This is a genomic window from Thermoactinomyces vulgaris, assembly GCF_003688725.1.
Taxonomy (GTDB): domain Bacteria; phylum Bacillota; class Bacilli; order Thermoactinomycetales; family Thermoactinomycetaceae; genus Thermoactinomyces; species Thermoactinomyces vulgaris.
Genome location: NZ_REFP01000001.1, coordinates 1 through 18,303 on the forward strand (window position 1 = coordinate 1; position 18,303 = coordinate 18,303).

General features: G+C 46.0%; 15 protein-coding genes, 3 rRNA genes and 1 pseudogene. 1 reads left to right on the top strand and 18 read right to left on the bottom strand.

Annotation, left to right across the window (positions count from 1 at the left end):
* From ATH33_RS00005 to ATH33_RS00040, 8 genes and pseudogenes are all read right to left on the bottom strand, one after another.
* A 16S ribosomal RNA gene (locus ATH33_RS00005) occupies window positions 1–253 on the bottom strand; the annotation flags it as partial.
* A gap of 253 nt (window positions 254–506) precedes the next feature.
* Window positions 507–2,174, bottom strand: a complete 1,668-nt coding sequence (locus tag ATH33_RS00010) for a glycerol-3-phosphate dehydrogenase/oxidase (protein WP_049720226.1) — start codon at window positions 2,172–2,174, stop codon at window positions 507–509.
* Window positions 2,175–2,288: 114 nt separating this feature from the next.
* The gene (gene glpK, locus ATH33_RS00015; protein WP_037997089.1) at window positions 2,289–3,791 is read right to left on the bottom strand and encodes a glycerol kinase GlpK; all 1,503 of its coding nucleotides are present in this window, start codon (window positions 3,789–3,791) and stop codon (window positions 2,289–2,291) included.
* Between the two features lie 26 nt (window positions 3,792–3,817).
* Window positions 3,818–4,525 (bottom strand): annotated as a pseudogene (locus ATH33_RS00020) (MIP/aquaporin family protein); the annotation flags it as partial.
* A gap of 196 nt (window positions 4,526–4,721) precedes the next feature.
* Window positions 4,722–5,279 carry a glycerol-3-phosphate responsive antiterminator gene (locus tag ATH33_RS00025; protein ID WP_037997090.1) on the bottom strand — a complete coding sequence of 186 codons (558 nt, stop codon included), beginning with the start codon at window positions 5,277–5,279 and terminating at the stop codon, window positions 4,722–4,724.
* Window positions 5,280–5,309: 30 nt separating this feature from the next.
* A complete protein-coding gene (locus ATH33_RS00030; protein ID WP_037997092.1) occupies window positions 5,310–6,395 on the bottom strand; it encodes a DUF871 domain-containing protein in 1,086 nt (361 codons plus the stop codon).
* A 16-nt stretch (window positions 6,396–6,411) separates the two neighbouring features.
* Window positions 6,412–6,714: a PTS lactose/cellobiose transporter subunit IIA gene (locus ATH33_RS00035; protein ID WP_037997095.1), complete on the bottom strand. Its 303-nt coding sequence runs from the start codon at window positions 6,712–6,714 to the stop codon at window positions 6,412–6,414.
* A 1-nt stretch (window position 6,715) separates the two neighbouring features.
* The gene (locus tag ATH33_RS00040; protein ID WP_037997097.1) at window positions 6,716–7,018 is read right to left on the bottom strand and encodes a PTS sugar transporter subunit IIB; all 303 of its coding nucleotides are present in this window, start codon (window positions 7,016–7,018) and stop codon (window positions 6,716–6,718) included.
* Window positions 7,019–7,329: 311 nt separating this feature from the next.
* On the opposite strand from ATH33_RS00040, the gene ATH33_RS00045 reads away from it, so the two are divergent.
* A complete protein-coding gene (locus ATH33_RS00045; RefSeq protein ID WP_037997099.1) occupies window positions 7,330–8,604 on the top strand; it encodes a PTS sugar transporter subunit IIC in 1,275 nt (424 codons plus the stop codon).
* A 40-nt stretch (window positions 8,605–8,644) separates the two neighbouring features.
* Here ATH33_RS00045 and ATH33_RS00050 read toward each other — a convergent pair whose 3' ends face one another.
* The 10 genes from ATH33_RS00050 to ATH33_RS00095 all read right to left on the bottom strand — a co-directional run.
* Entirely contained in the window at window positions 8,645–10,363 is a 1,719-nt protein-coding gene (locus ATH33_RS00050) for an ABC transporter permease/substrate binding protein (RefSeq protein WP_121873903.1), read from the bottom strand.
* Window positions 10,360–11,562, bottom strand: a complete 1,203-nt coding sequence (locus ATH33_RS00055) for a quaternary amine ABC transporter ATP-binding protein (RefSeq protein ID WP_037997101.1) — start codon at window positions 11,560–11,562, stop codon at window positions 10,360–10,362. Before ATH33_RS00055 ends, ATH33_RS00050 begins: the two co-directional genes overlap by 4 nt.
* Before the next feature lie 579 nt (window positions 11,563–12,141).
* Window positions 12,142–12,618: a VanZ family protein gene (locus ATH33_RS00060; protein ID WP_037997103.1), complete on the bottom strand. Its 477-nt coding sequence runs from the start codon at window positions 12,616–12,618 to the stop codon at window positions 12,142–12,144.
* Window positions 12,619–12,820: 202 nt separating this feature from the next.
* A complete protein-coding gene (gene vanS / locus ATH33_RS00065) occupies window positions 12,821–13,948 on the bottom strand; it encodes a vancomycin resistance histidine kinase VanS (protein ID WP_121873904.1) in 1,128 nt (375 codons plus the stop codon).
* Window positions 13,945–14,634, bottom strand: coding sequence for a VanR-ABDEGLN family response regulator transcription factor (vanR, locus tag ATH33_RS00070; protein ID WP_037997106.1), 690 nt, complete (start codon window positions 14,632–14,634; stop codon window positions 13,945–13,947). The genes vanS and vanR overlap by 4 nt, the downstream gene beginning before the upstream one ends.
* 249 nt (window positions 14,635–14,883) lie before the next feature.
* Window positions 14,884–15,513 carry a D-Ala-D-Ala dipeptidase VanX gene (vanX, locus tag ATH33_RS00075; RefSeq protein WP_037997107.1) on the bottom strand — a complete coding sequence of 210 codons (630 nt, stop codon included), beginning with the start codon at window positions 15,511–15,513 and terminating at the stop codon, window positions 14,884–14,886.
* 5 nt (window positions 15,514–15,518) lie between these two features.
* The gene (vanA, locus tag ATH33_RS00080) at window positions 15,519–16,550 is read right to left on the bottom strand and encodes a D-alanine--(R)-lactate ligase (RefSeq protein ID WP_037997108.1); all 1,032 of its coding nucleotides are present in this window, start codon (window positions 16,548–16,550) and stop codon (window positions 15,519–15,521) included.
* Window positions 16,543–17,511, bottom strand: coding sequence for a D-lactate dehydrogenase VanH (gene vanH / locus ATH33_RS00085; RefSeq protein WP_037997109.1), 969 nt, complete (start codon window positions 17,509–17,511; stop codon window positions 16,543–16,545). Before vanH ends, vanA begins: the two co-directional genes overlap by 8 nt.
* A 443-nt stretch (window positions 17,512–17,954) precedes the next feature.
* Window positions 17,955–18,069: ribosomal RNA gene (gene rrf / locus ATH33_RS00090) — 5S ribosomal RNA — on the bottom strand.
* Between the two features lie 64 nt (window positions 18,070–18,133).
* Window positions 18,134–18,303, bottom strand: a 23S ribosomal RNA gene (locus tag ATH33_RS00095); the annotation flags it as partial.

The following is an 18,303-nucleotide window of genomic DNA, read 5'->3' on the forward strand; positions in this document are numbered from 1 at the left end:
CTAATGCGCCGCGGGCCCATCCGCAAGTGACAGCCGAAGCCGCCTTTCCCCATTTCCCCATGCGGGGAAATGGCCTATCCGGTATTAGCCCCGGTTTCCCGGAGTTATCCCGGTCTTGCGGGCAGGTTGCCCACGTGTTACTCACCCGTTCGCCGCTGGATCCTCATCCCGAAGGATGATTCTCCCGCTCGACTTGCATGTATTAGGCACGCCGCCAGCGTTCATCCTGAGCCAGGATCAAACTCTCCAAAAAAGTTTGATGTGAACTCTCAAGAATTAACGAGTCATGTCTTCACTCTTCAGTTTTCAAGGAACACTTCATTTCACTTTGTTTGTGCCGCTCTCTTGCGGCGACAGATACTATCCTAACACCTTGATGGGGTTTTGTCAACAAAAAAATAAAAAAATTTCCGTTCTAAATAAAACTATTCGAATCCATTGAAATCACGGGCGAAGCAATCTCCTGCTTCGCCCGAAAAGGAAAAAGAAATCCGGAAGCCTCGCCCTTATTCCCTTTCAACCGCTGTGGTGGCCGCCTCCAATTCTTTTTGCAATTGATCGTGATATTTCTTCACTTCATCCTCCGTCCAGCCAAACTCATCTTTCATCATTTGAAGCACGGATTCTTTCCATTGATGCACCCAGTCAATTTGGAACAACAAACTGCCGGTCCTGCGAATGAAAAAATCGGCAGGAGTCGCCACAGACTCTTCCAAAATCCCGTATTTGAGCATCCCGTAAACTTCCGGAGCCAATTGGTATCGGGAAGCCGCCTCCTTTCCTTCCTCCACATAACAATAAACCTGATCCACGTTGCTGCCATAACGTTGAACAAGTTCTTCTGCCGCCTGAGCAGATAAACCGATCGCTTCCCCGGCCTTTTTCTTCGATTCCAAAAAGCCTTGCCATTGATCGGAACCACCGACATCCCCTCCGGAAATGCGGATGCGGTCGGTATGGCAGGGTTTCAACTGATAACCCGCTTCTTCCGTCAATTCCTTCGCCACCAAATCAACGGTTCTTTCCGCCATTTTCCGGTAACCAGTCAACTTCCCGCCCGCAATGGTAATCAATCCGGACGGGGAACGAAAAATCTCATCCTTTCGCGAAATCTCAGAAGGAGACTTTCCTTCTTCATGAATCAGCGGACGGATCCCCGCCCAACTGGATTCGACATCATCTTTTGTCAGACGGATGTCGGGAAACATAAAGTTGGCTGCATTCAACAGATAATCCCTGTCTTCTTCCGTCACCCGCGGGTGAGCCAAATCGCCGGAATAATTCGTGTCCGTCGTGCCAATGTATGTTTTCCCGTCCCGTGGAATGGCAAAAACCATTCTCCCGTCCGGGGTGTCAAAGTAAACGGCTTGCCGCAACGGGAACCGTCCCTGATTCACCACCAAGTGAACACCTTTGGTCCAATGCAAGGTTTTCCCTTTTTTGGACCCGTCTTTTTCACGAATTTCATCGCACCACGGCCCGGTTGCATTGACAATTTTTTTAGCGTAAATTTGATAAATTTCCCCATTCAACAAATCCCGCACTTGAACGCCAACCAACTTTCCGTCTTGATACAGCAATTTCTCGGCTTTCATGTAATTGAAAGCATCCACCCCGTATTCGACGGCTTTTTTCAAAACTTCCAATGTCAGGCGCGCATCATCAGTCCGGTACTCCACATAATAAGCGCTTCCCTTTAATCCTTCTTTTCGCAACAAGGGTTCTTTTTCAAGCGTTTCTTCCCGGTTCAACATCTGCCGGCGCTCACTCTTTTTCACCCCTGCCAGATAATCGTAGAGCCAAATCCCAATGGAACTGGCCAATTTTCCGTACGTCCCGCCTTTGATGACCGGCAACAACATCCATTCGGGCCGGGTCACATGCGGGCCATTCTCATAAACAATCGCCCGCTCTCTCCCCACTTCCTTCACCAAACGGACTTCCAATTGTTTTAAATACCGCAATCCTCCGTGCACCAATTTGGTGGAACGGCTCGACGTCCCTGCCGCAAAATCCTGCATCTCGATCAAGACAGTGTTTAAACCGCGAGTCTTTGCATCCAACGCAATGCCCGCGCCGGTAATCCCCCCGCCAATCACCAAAAGGTCTATTTCCCGGGAAAGGACATCCTTGATTTTTTGTTCCCGGTTCAACACAGAAAAAGCTCCGCTCACGGTTATTTCCTCCTTTTAAAAAAATAACAGCCGTAAAAACCCCTGTGCCCGATACGGCAAAGGAGTTTCAAGGCTGTTCTCCAGATCTCATCCGTCTATTAACTTATATCCAAATTAATCCGCTGTTTTAAATGCACGGGTTGCTTCAACCGCTTTTCTCCAATTATTATACCACCGGGTCCGGGTTTTGTCATCCATATTGGATTGGAACGCACGATCGATCACCCAATTTTCAGCAATTTCCTTTTTGCTTTTCCAAAAGCCGACAGAAAGGCCCGCCAGGTAAGCCGCTCCCAAGGCCGTGGTTTCAAGGACAAGCGGTCTTTCGACAGGAACATCCAACAAATCGCTTTGGAACTGCATCAAAAAGTTATTAACGGAAGCCCCGCCGTCCACACGAAGTTTTTTCAGCCGGATTTGCGAATCTTCCTCCATGACATTGAGCACATCTTTGGTTTGGTAAGCCAACGACTCCAGCGTGGCCCTGACAAAATGCGCCCGGGTGGTTCCCCTTGTCAGTCCGAAGACAGCCCCCCGGGCATCGGAATCCCAGTAAGGCGTTCCCAACCCCACAAATGCCGGAACCACATAAACGCCTCCGGTCGAATCCACTTCATTGGCCATGGCTTCACTTTCTCCGGCTTCATCGATCAGCTTTAATCCGTCCCGCAACCATTGGATGGCGGATCCGGAAACAAAAATACTTCCCTCCAGCGCATACTCCACTTTGCCGTCCAAACCCCAGGCAATCGTGGTCAGCAGCCCGTGCTTGGAGGGCACAGCATTTTCCCCCGTGTGCATCAACATGAAGCAACCGGTTCCATAAGTGTTTTTGGCCATTCCCGGTTCAAAACACGCCTGTCCGAAAAGGGCGGCCTGTTGATCCCCGGCAATACCGGATACAGGCACTTCCTCTCCAAAGAACAAGGATTTTTCCGTCACCGTATACACTTCCGAAGAGGAACGCACTTCCGGCAGCATCTTCCCCGGAATGTCCAAAATGGAGAGCAAATCCGGATCCCATTTTAAATCATAAATATTATACATCAATGTCCGGGAAGCATTGGAATAGTCCGTCACATGCGCCCGTCCGCCTGACAACTTCCAGACCAGCCACGTGTCAATGGTGCCAAACAGCAAGTCTCCTCTTTCCGCTTTTTCCCGCGCCCCTTTGACATGATCCAAAATCCACTTGACCTTGGTCCCGGAAAAATAAGGATCAATGAGAAGACCAGTTTTCTTCCGGAATAAGTCAGTATATCCTTTTTGATTCAATTCTTCGCAGATGGAGGCCGTTTGCCTCGATTGCCAAACGATCGCCGGATAGACCGGGTTTCCTGTTTTTTTGTCCCAGACCACCGTCGTTTCCCGCTGATTGGTGATGCCAATGGCAGCAATATCAGAAGCGGACACGGATGATTTCGCCAACAGTTCGGCAATCACACTTTGGACCGAACTCCAAATCTCCATGGCGTCATGTTCCACCCAGCCGGGATGAGGAAAATATTGTTGGAATTCTTTTTGGGCCATGTGAACCATTTTGCCCTGCCGGTCAAACAAAATTGCCCGGGAACTGGTTGTTCCCTGATCGATCGCCAATACATATTTTTTCGTCACTTTCCAATCACCTCATTTAATCTCTAAAAGAGAATCTGATAAGCCCATGCGGCAACGATTCCGCCAATCACCGGTCCGACTACCGGCACCCACGCATATCCCCAATTGGAATCCCCTTTTCCGGGAATCGGCAAAAGAAAATGGGCCAGACGGGGGCCAAAATCACGAGCCGGGTTAATCGCATAACCCGTGGCCCCTCCGAGTGAGATTCCGATCGCCACAATCAAAAAGCCGACAATCAGGTTTTTTAACCCGTCAGCAAACGCCATTCCTTCTGCGCCCATGACCAGCAAAATAAAAACCAAGAAAAATGTCCCAATCATCTCACTAATCAAATTAAAAAAGAAATTCGGAACGGCCGGGGCAGTGGAAAAAACAGACAACTTTGCGGCGGGGTCCTCCGTTTGTTCCCAATGCGGATAATAGAAAAGCCAGACAATCACCGCTCCCAAAAAGGCACCGATCATCTGAGCCGCGATATAGGACAGTACCTGGCTCCAAAGGAACTTGCCGGCCACTGCCAGACCGATGGTCAATGCCGGATTCAAATGGGCACCGCTGATGTCCCCTGCCACATAGGCACCCAACATCACCGCAAAACCCCATCCAAACACAATGACAATCCAACCGGAGTCATGGGAAAATGTCTTCTTCAAATTGACTCCGGCGCACACACCGCCTCCAAAAACAATCAGGATCATGGTTCCAATGAGTTCAGCCGTAAACGGTGTCATCCAATCCATACGCTCCTTTCCCCGAGATGCCCAAAAAAAACAAAAAGAATCACTAAGAACCTTTTTCCACAACCGTTAGAAAAAAGGACGTCGTGATTCTCCCTGTCTCATCACTGGTATGCCTGATTAACTTTTTATTCGCGAAAACGATTTCATACTTATTATAAATTAATGTTTTTTATAAATCAATTTCTTTTTAATTAATTTTATTCCATATCTTCTGTTCAGAGGTCGTGATCGCAACGGCTCCGGCCTGTAATGCTTCCCGGGCTTCCTCCACGGTCCGGATCAAGCCCCCGGCCAGAATCGGTACGTTGGTATTGTCGGAAATTTCCCGGATGATATGGGGGATGATTCCGGGCAAGACTTCAATGTAATCCGGCTGGAACGATTGAATCAGCCGGTAGCTGGTGTTTAAAGCATGCGAATCCAACAGAAAAATGCGTTGAATCGCAATCAACGATCTTTTTTTGGCCATTTGGATCACCGGCGTCCGCGTGGAGATCAATCCGGCCGGTTTGACTTTTTGGCACAGATATTCCGCACCGTATTCATCACTTCTCAACCCCTGAACCAGATCAACATGCAACAGCACTTTCTTTTGATGGCGCCGTGCCAATTTCATTAAAGCTGTCAGCTGAGCAATGTGGCTGTTTAACAGAATGACATATTCAAAGTCTGTTTCCATCAGCTTTTCAAATTCCTTGATATTATTGGCTGCTGGCAATATTTTCTGATTGTTGAAATGCTCCATGCTTGACACCTTCTTGTTTCGAATTATTCCTCAGGAACGCTCAAACCGAAACGGGCTCCAAGGTTTCAAATAATCCAGCAAAAACAATTCTTGTTCTTCAATCCGGCCCACCACATTGGTCCGGCCGTCATTTTTCATCGGTTTTAAGGCAATTTGCAGTTCTCCTTTGTATTGGCCGTAATGATCGTTGTCAATCAAAACATCCCCCCGGCGGATTTCCTGGGTGTTATGCGGGGGAAAAGAAGCTTGTTTATATTTTACGCGACTCCCAGTGGAACGGATCATGTATTCGGAAACATCGCCCCGGTATACATGGGATTCCTCAAACACAATTTTTTTCTCCAAAGGCGTGGCATCTTCAGACATGTTCACCGTAAACGCCGGAATTTCCGGAGTAATTTGGCTGAGCTTTTTCAACTCTTCTTCCGACGCATAGGCATTGCCGATGATCACGTCATCAATCCACCCGGTCATAAAGAAGTGTTTGGCCTGAATTTCGATTGGCAGTTCCCGGTGCATTTCCAAGGTACACAATCCTTCCGCGATCTCTCTCGGCCCCAGGGTGGCACTTTGTGAACTGACAAAGGCAGCCGTTTGAATCCCCAAGGCTTTAAAAGCGGAACTGGTCCGGGCGAAATGATCATAGGACAACCCGGTATACCGGTGAGGATAAAAGTTGTGGCAACCGGTCAGTTGCTCTTTGTTGGGTTGGTAACTGAGAATCTGGTCGATGGAACGGGTTCCCTGGCTCATGTTGATCTCGATCTTGATGCCGTAAGGATTGTAAGTCATCATGGCCTCTTCTTGCCCAGAAAAGCCCAGATCCAGCCGGATTCCGGCAACCCCCCAGTCATGAAATAAAGACAAATCATCCGCCCGGACCCCGAGGTTGGAAAAAACGCGCGGATTGACATCGATATAAACTTCCATTCCCAGCTGTTTTGCATACGCAATCGTTTGTTTCAATTGTTCCCGCTTGGCACCGTCTTGCTCATTCAGTGAAATGAAACACGTAAACACCCGGGAAAATCCGTATTTTGCTGCTGTTTCCAAATAAGCCCGGTCCTTCTCAAACGTGGTGCGCCCGGGATATAAAGAGATCCCCAATCGTTTCAATGATTTCCCCACCTTTTCATGCTTTCAGCTTTTTGATGATCCGGATCATCCGTTCAATCAATTTTTGCTCACTCATCGCCGTCATCAAATGATCCTGTGCATGAATCAATAATAACGTTTTTTCCTTCAGGGTTCCATTCAGTTCCGCCTGGATCAGCTTTGTTTGCAATTGATGCGCAACCGCCAACTCATTATCCGCTTCTTGAATCAACTGCTCCGCTCTTTCAAAATCAAAATCTTCTGCCGCTTCCAACGACTCAAAAGCAAGTCCGCGCGCGTTTCCGGCGTGCAATATGATTTCAAAAATTTCTTGTTCCAATTTACGATAACTCCTTTTTTATCATTTCGATCACACTCGGGGCTCCCATCGGCGTATATCCCGTGGAAGGGATGAGTTGCACCTTTTTATTGAGCTTTTTTCCGATATCAGAAAGCGAAACAAACCGGTGGCGGATTTGCGGGGCAACCAGTGCCATGTCATAATCGGGCAATTCATTTTCCAGTTCATGGGCACCGATCGCTTTCAAGGTGAGTGGCAGCCCTTGTTTTTCAGCTTCCAACTGAATTGCTTTCAAAACAATCGCGCTGGACATGCCTCCTGCACACACAATCAACACTTTCATCCCGAATCCTCTCCTTTTTAACAACACAAAATAACCTCTTTTTTCCAGTTCATCGCTTTATTTACCTTTAATCTACTAGAATTGATAAAAAAAGTCTATTCATATATTTTACAAATTATTTCATATCATCTTGTCTGCCAAGGCCACCAACCCGGACCCCGCCGCTCATATCAATGAAAGCAACCACCTCCTTTTCCGAAAAGACAAGCCACGACAGTTTTAAAAACAAAAGAGAAAAAATATTCTGATATATATATGTTATAATATTTATAACCATTTGGATATCATCCTTTTTCAAAAGGAGGACGACCATGGAGCGGTTTTTAAACTGGATTGAAACAAAATGGATGCCTCCTTTCGCCAAACTCTCGGAATTGCGTCATTTAAGGGCCATTCGCGACGGAATTATCGCAACGCTTCCTCTCATCATCATCGGTTCCCTCTTTTTAATCATTGCCTCACCTCCCGTTCCTTCGCTCGAAGCCATGGTCAAACCTTACGCGGAAGACATTTTGATTCCTTACCGGCTGACTTTGGGGTTGATGGCGTTGTATGCCTCGTTCAGCATGGGGTACAGCCTGGCCCGTTCTTATGATCTGGATGGAATCACCGGCGGATTGCTCAGTGCCGCCACGTTTATCATGGCGACCCTTCCCGTTAACCTGGATCATCTCCTTCCGGAAAACGAAGCACTGGGATGGTTGCTTCCCGTCAGCAAAATGGGCGGCTCCGGATTGTTCATGTCGATCATCGCCATGTTCATCGCCGTGGAAACCATGCACTGGTTGAAAAAATCAGGTTTCTCCATCAAGATGCACGAATCCGTTCCTTCCTCCGTGTCCCGGTCATTTGAAGCATTGATTCCGGCGGCATGCATTATTTTGCTAATGTGGATCATTCGCGTCTGGCTGGAAATCGACTTGCACAATGTGTTGCTCAAACTCTTTTCGCCCTTGGTTTATTTTGCAGGGAACACTTTCTTGGGCGCCGTGATTCCGGTTGTTTTCATCATGCTGCTGTGGTGTGCCGGGATCCACGGGGTGGCGGTGGTGGGAACCGTTTTGCAACCCATCTGGTTTGCGCTGTTGGATGAAAATGCGGCCGCGGCGGCATCCGGACAGCCGTTGCCCAACATGATCGTGGAACCGTTTTATCAATGGTTTGTCTGGATCGGCGGTTCGGGAACCACGCTCTCACTCTGTTTGTTGCTCTTATTTTCCAAATCTTCTTACCTGAGGCAAGTCGGCCGTTTTTCCATTGTCCCCAGCTTGTTTAACATCAACGAACCGGTCATTTTCGGCGTACCCATCGTCATGAATCCCCTCCTTGTGATTCCGGCCATTCTCGCACCGGTTGCCTGTACCGTCACCACTTATCTCGCTTTCTCCTTGGACTGGATCCAACGCATTTCCATATTGGCTCCGTGGACCCTTCCCGCCCCGTTTGGCGCTTATGTGGCCACCGGGGGAGATTGGCGGGCCATTCTCCTGGTTTTTGTCAATATTTTGCTGTCCGGATTCATTTACTATCCGTTCTTCAAAGCATATGAAAAGAAAATGCGCGCTGAAGAAAATGCAACACCTTAAAAAAAAGTGAGAGAAGAGTTTTCTTCTCTCACTTTGTGCCTCATTCTCCCTGTGTCCACTCTTTGACTTTGTCCGGATGATTTTCGACCCATTTTTCTGCTGCTTTGTCAGGGCTCATGCCATTGTGGATATCGGACATCACTTCTTCCATATCTTCTTTCGTCCAATGGAAACGATCGAGGATCCGGTACACCTCCGGCTTGTCTTCTTTCAAGCCTTTCCGGACAATCGTGTGGATGGCTTCTTCCCCGCCAAACATTTTTTTCGGGTCTTCCAAAAACTTCAGGTCGAAATCGGCAAATTTCCAGTGAGGCTGCCATCCGGTCACCACAATCCATTCCTTTTTCTGAATGGCTTTGGACAATTCAGCGGACATGGTGGCATCCGAACCATTGATCAATTGAAAATCCAATCCGTATTCATCAATCACTTTTTCCGTTGTTTGCATCATGGAAGCCCCGGGGTCGATTCCGACAATCCTTCCTTTGAATTGATCTTTATATTGATTCAGCTCTGTAATTGAATTGGCTTTGACATACGAAGGAACCACCAGTCCGACCCGCGCTCCTTCCAAATTGGGGCCCAGATCCACATATTGCCCTTTGAATTGGTCAGCAATCACTTTGGATGTCACCGGGAACCAACCCGCCACATGAGCATCCACATCTCCCTGGGCCACGCCCTGCCACATCGGGGTTGCCTGGGTTTCCACCAGATCAACTTCAAATCCTTGTTTCTCCAGGACTTTTTTCACGACATTGGTGCTGGCGATTTCCGATTCCCAACTGACGTATGCCAATGTCACTTTCTCTTTGCCGCCTCCGAAATCAGCATATGCGGCAATCACCATGCCCAAAAACACCAGGATCGCCACAACAGACATCCATTTGCGGACCGGGAATTTTTTCTTCCCGTTTCCACCGGAAGGAGCTGTTTTTGTTTTTCCCAGATTTTGCGTCATCCGGTCCAACACAATCGCGATGATGACAATCGCCAGCCCGGCTTCAAATCCCAAACCGACTTGCAACCGGGAGATCGATTCAAGCACGATCTTACCAAGCCCTCCGGCTCCAATCATGGAACTGATGACCACCATGGATAGGGAAAGCATGATGGTTTGGTTGATTCCGGCCAGGATAGTCGGTTTCGCGAGCGGAATCTCCACTTTGACCAAGCGTTGCCAAGAAGTGGAGCCAAAAGCATTGGCCGCTTCTTTCAACTCTTTGGACACCTGGCGCAATCCCAGACTGGTCATGCGGATGGTCGGCGGCATGGCAAACACCACCGAAGCAATCACCGCAGGCACAGCCCCCAAGGCAAAGAAAAAGACCGCAGGAATCAAATAAACAAATGCCGGCATCGTCTGCATGAAATCGAGCACCGGGGTGACAATTTGTTTGACCCGGTCACTTCGCCCGGCCCATAATCCGAGCGGGATTCCGATGATGATCGAAATCAGCGTCGATGTCAAGACCAGAGCGAGGGTTTCCACGCTGGTTTCCCATAATCCCAGATCATAGATCAGCAAAAAGCCCACCAGTGCAAAGACGGCAATCCTCAGCCGGCTTAACAACCACACCAGTAAGGTCAGCAACAAGATGGTCACCAATGGTGGCGTGACCGATAGAACCCGTTCAAAGAAATCGGTGATCGGTGTAATAATGCCTTGAATAAAATGAAATAAGGGCGCAAAATATTCTTGCATCCATTTAATCAACGCATCGACCCAGTCGGCAAGAGGGAGTTTCGGCAAATTCATTCGCTATCCCCTCCTTGCCCGGTAAGTGCCGCCCAGACGGCACCACGCCCCACAATCCCCAGCACACGATCCTCGTCATCAACAACAACGGCTGGGATGGTGGAATCCGCTTGTTGTCCCATTTCGGATACAATCGATTGCAAAGGAGTGTCTTTTTTTACTTTCACAACATCTTTCACCAAAATATCTTCCACTTTCTTTTCTTTTTTGAAGGCTTCTTTTACCTGATCGGCGGTGACCATCCCTTTTAAATAACGCTTGCGGTCAACCACCACCAACGTGGGAATGCCTTTGTCCCGCATTTTCTTTCCTGCCACACGGATTCCATCTTTTCCGAGAACGATGGTTTCCGCCTTGCGCATCACCGTTTCGGCGGTCAGGACTTTCCCCAGGTTGACATCTTCCACAAACCGTTCCACATAGGCATCGGCAGGATTGGTCAAGATCTCTTCAGGCGTCCCGATTTGCACAATTTCCCCATGGCGCATCAACACGATCCGGTCTCCGATGCGCAACGCTTCATCCAAATCATGTGTGATAAATATGACGGTTTTATTCATCGACCGTTGCAGATCGACAAGCTCTTCCTGCATCTCTTTGCGAATCAAGGGATCCAGTGCACTGAAAGCTTCGTCCATCAGCAAAATCTCCGGATCGTTCGCCAGCGCCCTGGCCAACCCGACCCGTTGTTGCATTCCGCCGCTCAATTGGTTGGGATAACTGTCAGCCCAGCTTTCCAAACCGACCAACTTCAGGCTTTCCATGGCTTTCGCTCTTCGTTCGGCGGCAGAAATCCCTTGAATCTCCAACCCGAACTCAACATTTTCAATCACTGTGCGATGGGGAAACAAAGCGAATTTCTGAAAGACCATGCTGATTTTTTTCCGCCGCAGTTCCCGCAATTGCTCCGCATTCATTTCGACAATGTTTTCATTGTCGATAAAAACCTGCCCCGAGGTCGGTTCAACCAGACGGTTCAACATCCGGAGAAGCGTCGATTTTCCGCTTCCGGACAATCCCATGATCACGAAAATTTCTCCGCTTTCCACGGCGAAGTTTGCTTGGTTCACACCCACCGTGGCTCCGGTCGCCTTGAAAATTTCTTCTTTTCCTTTTCCTTCCTTCAGCATTTTCAAAGCTTTCTTCGTTGATTTGCCAAAGATCTTCGTGAGATTTTTCACTTCAATTTGGTAGTTCAAAACTTCCCCTCCAATCTTGCTTCGTTATTTATTTCCCTAAAATCGATCTTTTAAACACGTTTTTAATGATAAATTAAAAAATTTACGGTTATATTAGTATAATTTTAAAAACATAACCACGATTTTGTTTTTAACCAAAAATAGCAGGATGTTCGTTCACAGAGTATTTCCTGAGAAAACACAAATCCTGCATGATGGTTTACTCTATCAACTTCATCCGGGGGATCGTAAAATTTTTTCATATTCCCACCACTTTATTTATATTTTAAACCCTCCGGATCTTCACCGAGCGCAGGCAATCATCTTCCAGTGGAATTTTTGTTTTTAAAATGCTTTGCACCCACCGGATGATTCACCGCTATTTCCTCTTTATCGTTCTCCCATTGTCTGTTTTCCTTTCAGCTGACGGAACCAGACGGATCCATTTGTATTTTTGCCGGTAAAAAAAAACGGGAAAACAAGATGGATTTATACCAAAAAAGGAACGATGGAGTTTTGGATAACAGATATTTAATGGAAGAAATGAAAAAAGCCTGAGAAAGGCACCTGATTTGGCATCTTTTTCAGGCTTTATGAGAGCTAGATGGGCCTTTTGAATATAAAGATAATGAAATACATAACAAAGGATGTTACACACAAGGAAAACAAATTTATAAAAATATTTGTTCTGTGTTTGAGAAGCTTGAATATCAGCTGATAAATTCCAATACCGATGACACCCCCGAGCGTATTGGCCAAGATATCCGTCAAATCACTTCTTCCAATCGCCAAAACAAATTGAATGATTTCAAATGACAAAGTAAAACCAACGATGGCTGACACTTTTTTCGAAAAAGCCCACTCACTTTTCAACATGCAAATATAAATACCCAAGGGTATAAAAATTCTTATATTGCTATATACCTCAGAAAAAAGAGACTGATGAAACGGAATCAAATTAATGACCCGCACTCTTTCTATATAATCAAGAGAAAACTGTAATTTAAAAAGAACCAACCACACAAGCACAAATACATAAACAGTGAATAATCCGAATGTAAACTTTTTACTTCCCAATGTTTCTCCTCCTGATTCGTATTTTTCTTTTGTTTTCCTCAGAACGATCAAAAATGCTGTGATTTTCAACCGATAAAACCATTTTTTGATTCAAAAAAAATCTCGTACCCTCAGTATGAAGTCTACCTGAAGGAACGAGTCGTTTTTTTAATGTTTCGTTGATCATTTCTTAAGAAAACACGGGAATTTCCTTAATGTTTTCTTAAGTCTGCCTTGGCATGGCGGGGAGCTCCACCGTAAATGAAGTATGTGTTTTATCACTGTCTGCATAAAGGCGCCCGCCGTGTAAAGTCACGATTTCTTTTGCAATCGCCAATCCAAGTCCCGCTCCCCCTTTGCCGGAGGAGCGGGCGTCATCAATCCGATAGAATTTGTCAAATATGGCATCCAGTTTACTTTTAGGAATACTCCCGGCATTTTTAAACTCGATCGAAACCATATCCCCGCATCGACCCGCGGTAATGTCAATGACGCTGTTGTTCTCACTGTATGCCACGGCGTTTTTCAAAATGTTGTTAAAGACCCTGGCAAGTTTATCGGGATCGGCGTATACCGTCAAATCGTCCGGAGCATGAATAACAACCTGTTTTCCATTCACGGCCAGCTGGGGGTAAAATTCATCGGTTATTTGCACCAGCATGTAGTACAGGTCAATGTGCTTTTTTTCAAGTTTAATCGTTTGGAGATTATATCGCGTGATCTCAAAAAACTCGTCGATTAACCGTTCGAGGTGAATGGCTTTGTCCAATGTAATACGAATATACTTTTCCTGTTGCTCTGCCGGCATGTCTGACGCCTCATCAAGCAGGCTCAAATAACCGATAATGGATGTCAGGGGAGTTTTAATATCATGTGCCAAGTACATGACAAAGTCATTTTTCCTTTGTTCGGCAAGCTTCGCCTCCTGCTCCCGCTTTTCCAGTGTCAGTTTTAATGTGTTCAGTTTCTGTTCCAAAAACTCCATTTCCGGAGAAAGTTCAATTTGTTTATCCTCTTTTTGGATAAGTATATCAATGCCGTTATTTATCTCGTTGAAGTATTTCGCGAATTTCGACAGCATGATACGGCACAGAATCAGAACCGTAACAGCAATCGTCACATACATAATGATGGTAATATTGTTCCGTATGGTATATTGATATATTAACATCGCGTCCTGACGCTCTAAGTAAAAACTGTTTTCCAAAAAACGTACGATCCACTCCCCGGTTCTCCACCGCATGAGTTCACGCAAATAAAAAACAAATACAATTGCAGCGATCACAATTACAAGGATATACAGGAATAGTTTGCGTTTTAATTTGTAATAATCGTTATTTTTCTCACTCAAATTTTATAACCAACTCCCCATACGGTTTTGATATATTTCGGATTATCAATGGAGTCATTCATTTTTTTGCGCAAATGCCGGATATGCACGGTGATGGTATTGCTGCTCTTGCTGAAGTATTCGTCTCCCCATATCTCATGAAACAACTGCTCAGAACTAACCACCTTTCCTTTGTTTTCACAAAGAATGCGCAGGATTGAAAACTCAGTAGGGGTGAGGGATAACGGTTTCTCGTTCAAAAAGCACTCATGCGTGTCTATATTCATGACAATGCCGGCATGAACTATAACATTTTCTTTTTGCTCTGTTACTCCATTGTATTTTTTGTATCGGCGCAACTGCGCTTTGACGCGTGCAATTAACTCAAGCGGGCGAAAGGGCTTTGTGATATAATCGTCTGCACCGATCGTAAGACCCGTCACCTTGTCCACTTCCGCATCTTTTGCGGTCAGCAGGATAATGGGGTAATTGTGATTGTCCCTGATTTTTTGGCAGATTTCAAGGCCGCTTGTGCCAGGAAGCATGATGTCCAATATGGCAAGATCCAGGTCAGTCTCATCGATACATTTCAACGCTTCTTTGGCAGTGTAGCATTTGAAAACGGTATAATTCTCATTTTTCAGGTATAACTCAACCAAATCAGCAATTTCACGTTCATCATCCACAACAAGTATTTTATCACTCACAGTTACCAACCCATTCTCCTCTCAACACATATAAACAGTTTGATTTTCCTGTTTACTGAAACCCCGGCTGATGACTATGTTGAAATTCATTTATCTGTTATTGTCCCACTATATTTTAATTCATATACGATTAGACGTATATCTTAAAGTAAGACAATGGATATAAAATCAGAAATCCATTGTTTGCAAAAACACATCAAGGATGTAAAAAACCCTTGCGCAACCGGAATTTCATTGATGAACCCCAATTTAGTCCTCTTTTTGATGGTTCCCGACAATGGGGAAATCAAAATACGTATCAGGGTAAGGTTCGTTTCTTAATACGTAGTGCCACCATTCATATTCGTAAGCTTCAAATCCGCTGTTTTCCATGATTGAACGTAACAACCGGCGGTTTTTCGCTTCATTGCTTGAAATTTTTTTTGAGGTGTGATGTGAGCGTTCATCCATAAAATCGAAACTGCTTCCCATGGGGACAAGTTCACCGGTATCCAACCGATAAAGCGTAAGATCAATTGCACTTCCACGGCTGTGGCTTGATAATGGCGCAACATATCCCTTTGTGATTAATTCGGATCGCTCGATATTCGGATAATATCTTTCTTTGGTAAGATTGTCTTCCGGTAGTTCGGACCAACGTAAAAAGCATTCCACCGCCCTTTGGGGCCGATAGCCGTCCCACAACAGCAAACCATACCCGAGAGCTTCTGCTTGTTTTTGTGCCTTTCGCAACGCAAGGGCTAAGTCATAAGTTCCCACGATGCGATTAACTTCATATCCGTCTACCGGTTTCCCTGTGAAATTATCCCATGTAGCATATTTGGCATCCCAGCGAACTCCGTACAAAATTTCATCCAAAAATATAAATCCTTTTTCCATACTTATCACCTCTTTAATGCCAATTCGATCAGACGGTCAATCAATTCCGGAAGTTTGATGCCAGCAGCATCCATCATACGGGGATACCGGCTGTACGATGTGAATCCGGGCAAGGTATTGACTTCGTTTAGGACAATGCGGCCGTTGTTTTGTAAGAACATGTCAACACGGGCAAGACCTCTGCACCCAAGCACTCTGTATATTTTTTTTGCCGTTTCACGAATCCGTTCCCGATCTTCTACCGACAAGTCTGCCGGAATGGTTATCACTGCATTTTCAGAACCTTTCTCCGGCTCGGCTTCCTGATGAATACGAAAGATACCGTATTGCAGCGTGATTTGATCCACCTCGCCAACCATCAGCTCGGAACCGTTTCCCAGTACGGCACAACCAACCTCATATCCCATTACAGCTTGCTCAATCAGGATTTTGCTGTCATATTCTCCAGCCAATTGAATGGCATCGTTTAATTCGTCCGCACAATAGACTTTTTTTACACCGTAGGATGAACCGGAACGTGCCGGCTTGACAAAAACAGGATAGGACAAAACATCCGCATCCAACAGATCATCCTTATGGATCACCCTGAATTCCGGAGTAGCGATGCCAGCATTTTTGGCTATGATATATGTCAGCGATTTATCCATACAAATTGCTGAGCTTTGAATATCACAGCCCACATACGGGATTCCGGACAATTCAAAAAGACCTTGTATCGATCCATCCTCACCCGACTTGCCGTGCAAAACCGAAAATGCTGCATCTACGTGTTGAATTTCATATTCATTGTTCTTTTGTACAAGCAATCCATGCATTTTTTTATCCGGCGACAGCACGGCGGAACAGCAATTGCCACTTTCCCATTCCACACCAGGTTTTTCGCACATTTTCCAAGTTCCGGATCGGGTGATTCCAATGTAAATGGGCTCGTATTTTTCCGTGTCAATGTTGTTGGCAATCTCGACCGCAGATTTTACCGACACATCATGTTCCTCTGAGCATCCGCCAAACAAGACGGCGATCTTTAATCTAGACAAGTGCCTCTCTCCTCTCAAATTCCAAACAATTTAATATTGTCTTTTCAACGGTTTCATACAATGCCCGTTCCGTGTAGTACGCCGTATGCGGCGTGATGATCACATTCGGCATCTTTTGCAGCTTAAGTATGAATGGATGATCTATTGATTTTCGTGAATGATCAAAATAGAAAAATCCTTCCTCACCTTCCAACACATCCAACGCTGCTCCGCCCAACTTACCATTCTCCAACGCTTGAATCAGAGCATTGGTATCCAGAAGCGCTCCCCGCGCTGTATTAATTAGAAATGCGCCTTGCTTCATGGCATTAATCTGTTCGCGACCGATCATATGGTATGTGTCCGCGTTAAGTGGTACATGAATGGTAATCAGGTCGCTATTTTGCAGCAACTCATTGAAGGACACATAATTTGCCGCCACCTCTTGGCTGTGACCATACGCCAGTATACGACATCCAAACCCGTGCAGCCGCTCAATCACGGCTTTGCCTATACGACCGGTTCCCAATACACCAACAGTCATGTCACGCAGCTCTTTGCCACGGACATGATCCAATCTGAAATCATGCTTTTCCACACGACTCATAACGGATTTGGCTTTGCGTATAGCCATCAGCATCAACATCAACGTATAATCGGCAACACTATCCGGTGAATATCTCACGTTTCCGACAGTGATTCCCAAACTTTCTGCTGCCTGAATGTCGATATGGTTGCAACCAATGCTTCGAGTTGAGATATACTTAACGCCGCAATCCTTTAATGCGATTAGAACGCGTTTGGAAATCTCAGATTTGTGTCCAACACTGATGCATTGATTTCCCCGGGACAATGTTGCATTGGTTTCTGAGACGGCAGAGCTTGTAATGGTAGGGATGACACCAAAACGTGGAGAAAGTTCTTTGAAAACCTCAGCCTCATCTCTTTCGCATCCATAAATGGTGATGCCGATCTTTTTCATTCTTTCACCTCTTTTCCGTCAATCATTTTTCTCTCCATGACAACTGATTATCTAATCCTTTTCTTTTGTTTCTCTTTATGTTGTCGTGATAACAACCTGACGATCCACATACGCCTTTCATCCAAGGATGGCCTTCAGTTGAAATTCCCCATGTATTCATAACTATCCTGAGGAGATAAACAGATCCTTTTTAAGTCGTGACATTTATGCGGCTATGGAACAGTCATTCCTCTACCTGGCATTTCACATAAAACAGCTCGTTCCTACGGCATTAAGTCTACCGAAAAGGAACGAGCTGTTTTTTAGTATTATATTGATAATTTCTTAAGAAAAAATAGAGATAACCTTGATGTTTTCCTAATACGTACGGTTTCAAATGGATTCAAAAGAATATCAAAAACCCCTCTTAAGCATGTTGCTTAAGAGGGGTAAGGGATATTGTTGCCTGGCAACGACCTACTCTCCCAGGGGTCATCCCCAAGTACCATCGGCGCTGGAGGGCTTAACTTCCGTGTTCGGGATGGGAACGGGTGGATCCCCTCCGCTATGGTCACCAGACAAAGGTGTCATGGACACACCCTGAAAATGAGGATGGAAGAAGCAAAGCAACCGCGAGAAGTAAGTAGGGAAAGCCCTCGACCGATTCGTATCCGTCAGCTGAACACATTGCTGTGCTTACACCCCGGACCGATCTACCTTGTCATCTACAAGGGGTCTTACTTCCACGAAGGGAATGGGAAATCTCATCTTGAGGGGGGCTTCGCGCTTAGATGCTTTCAGCGCTTATCCCTT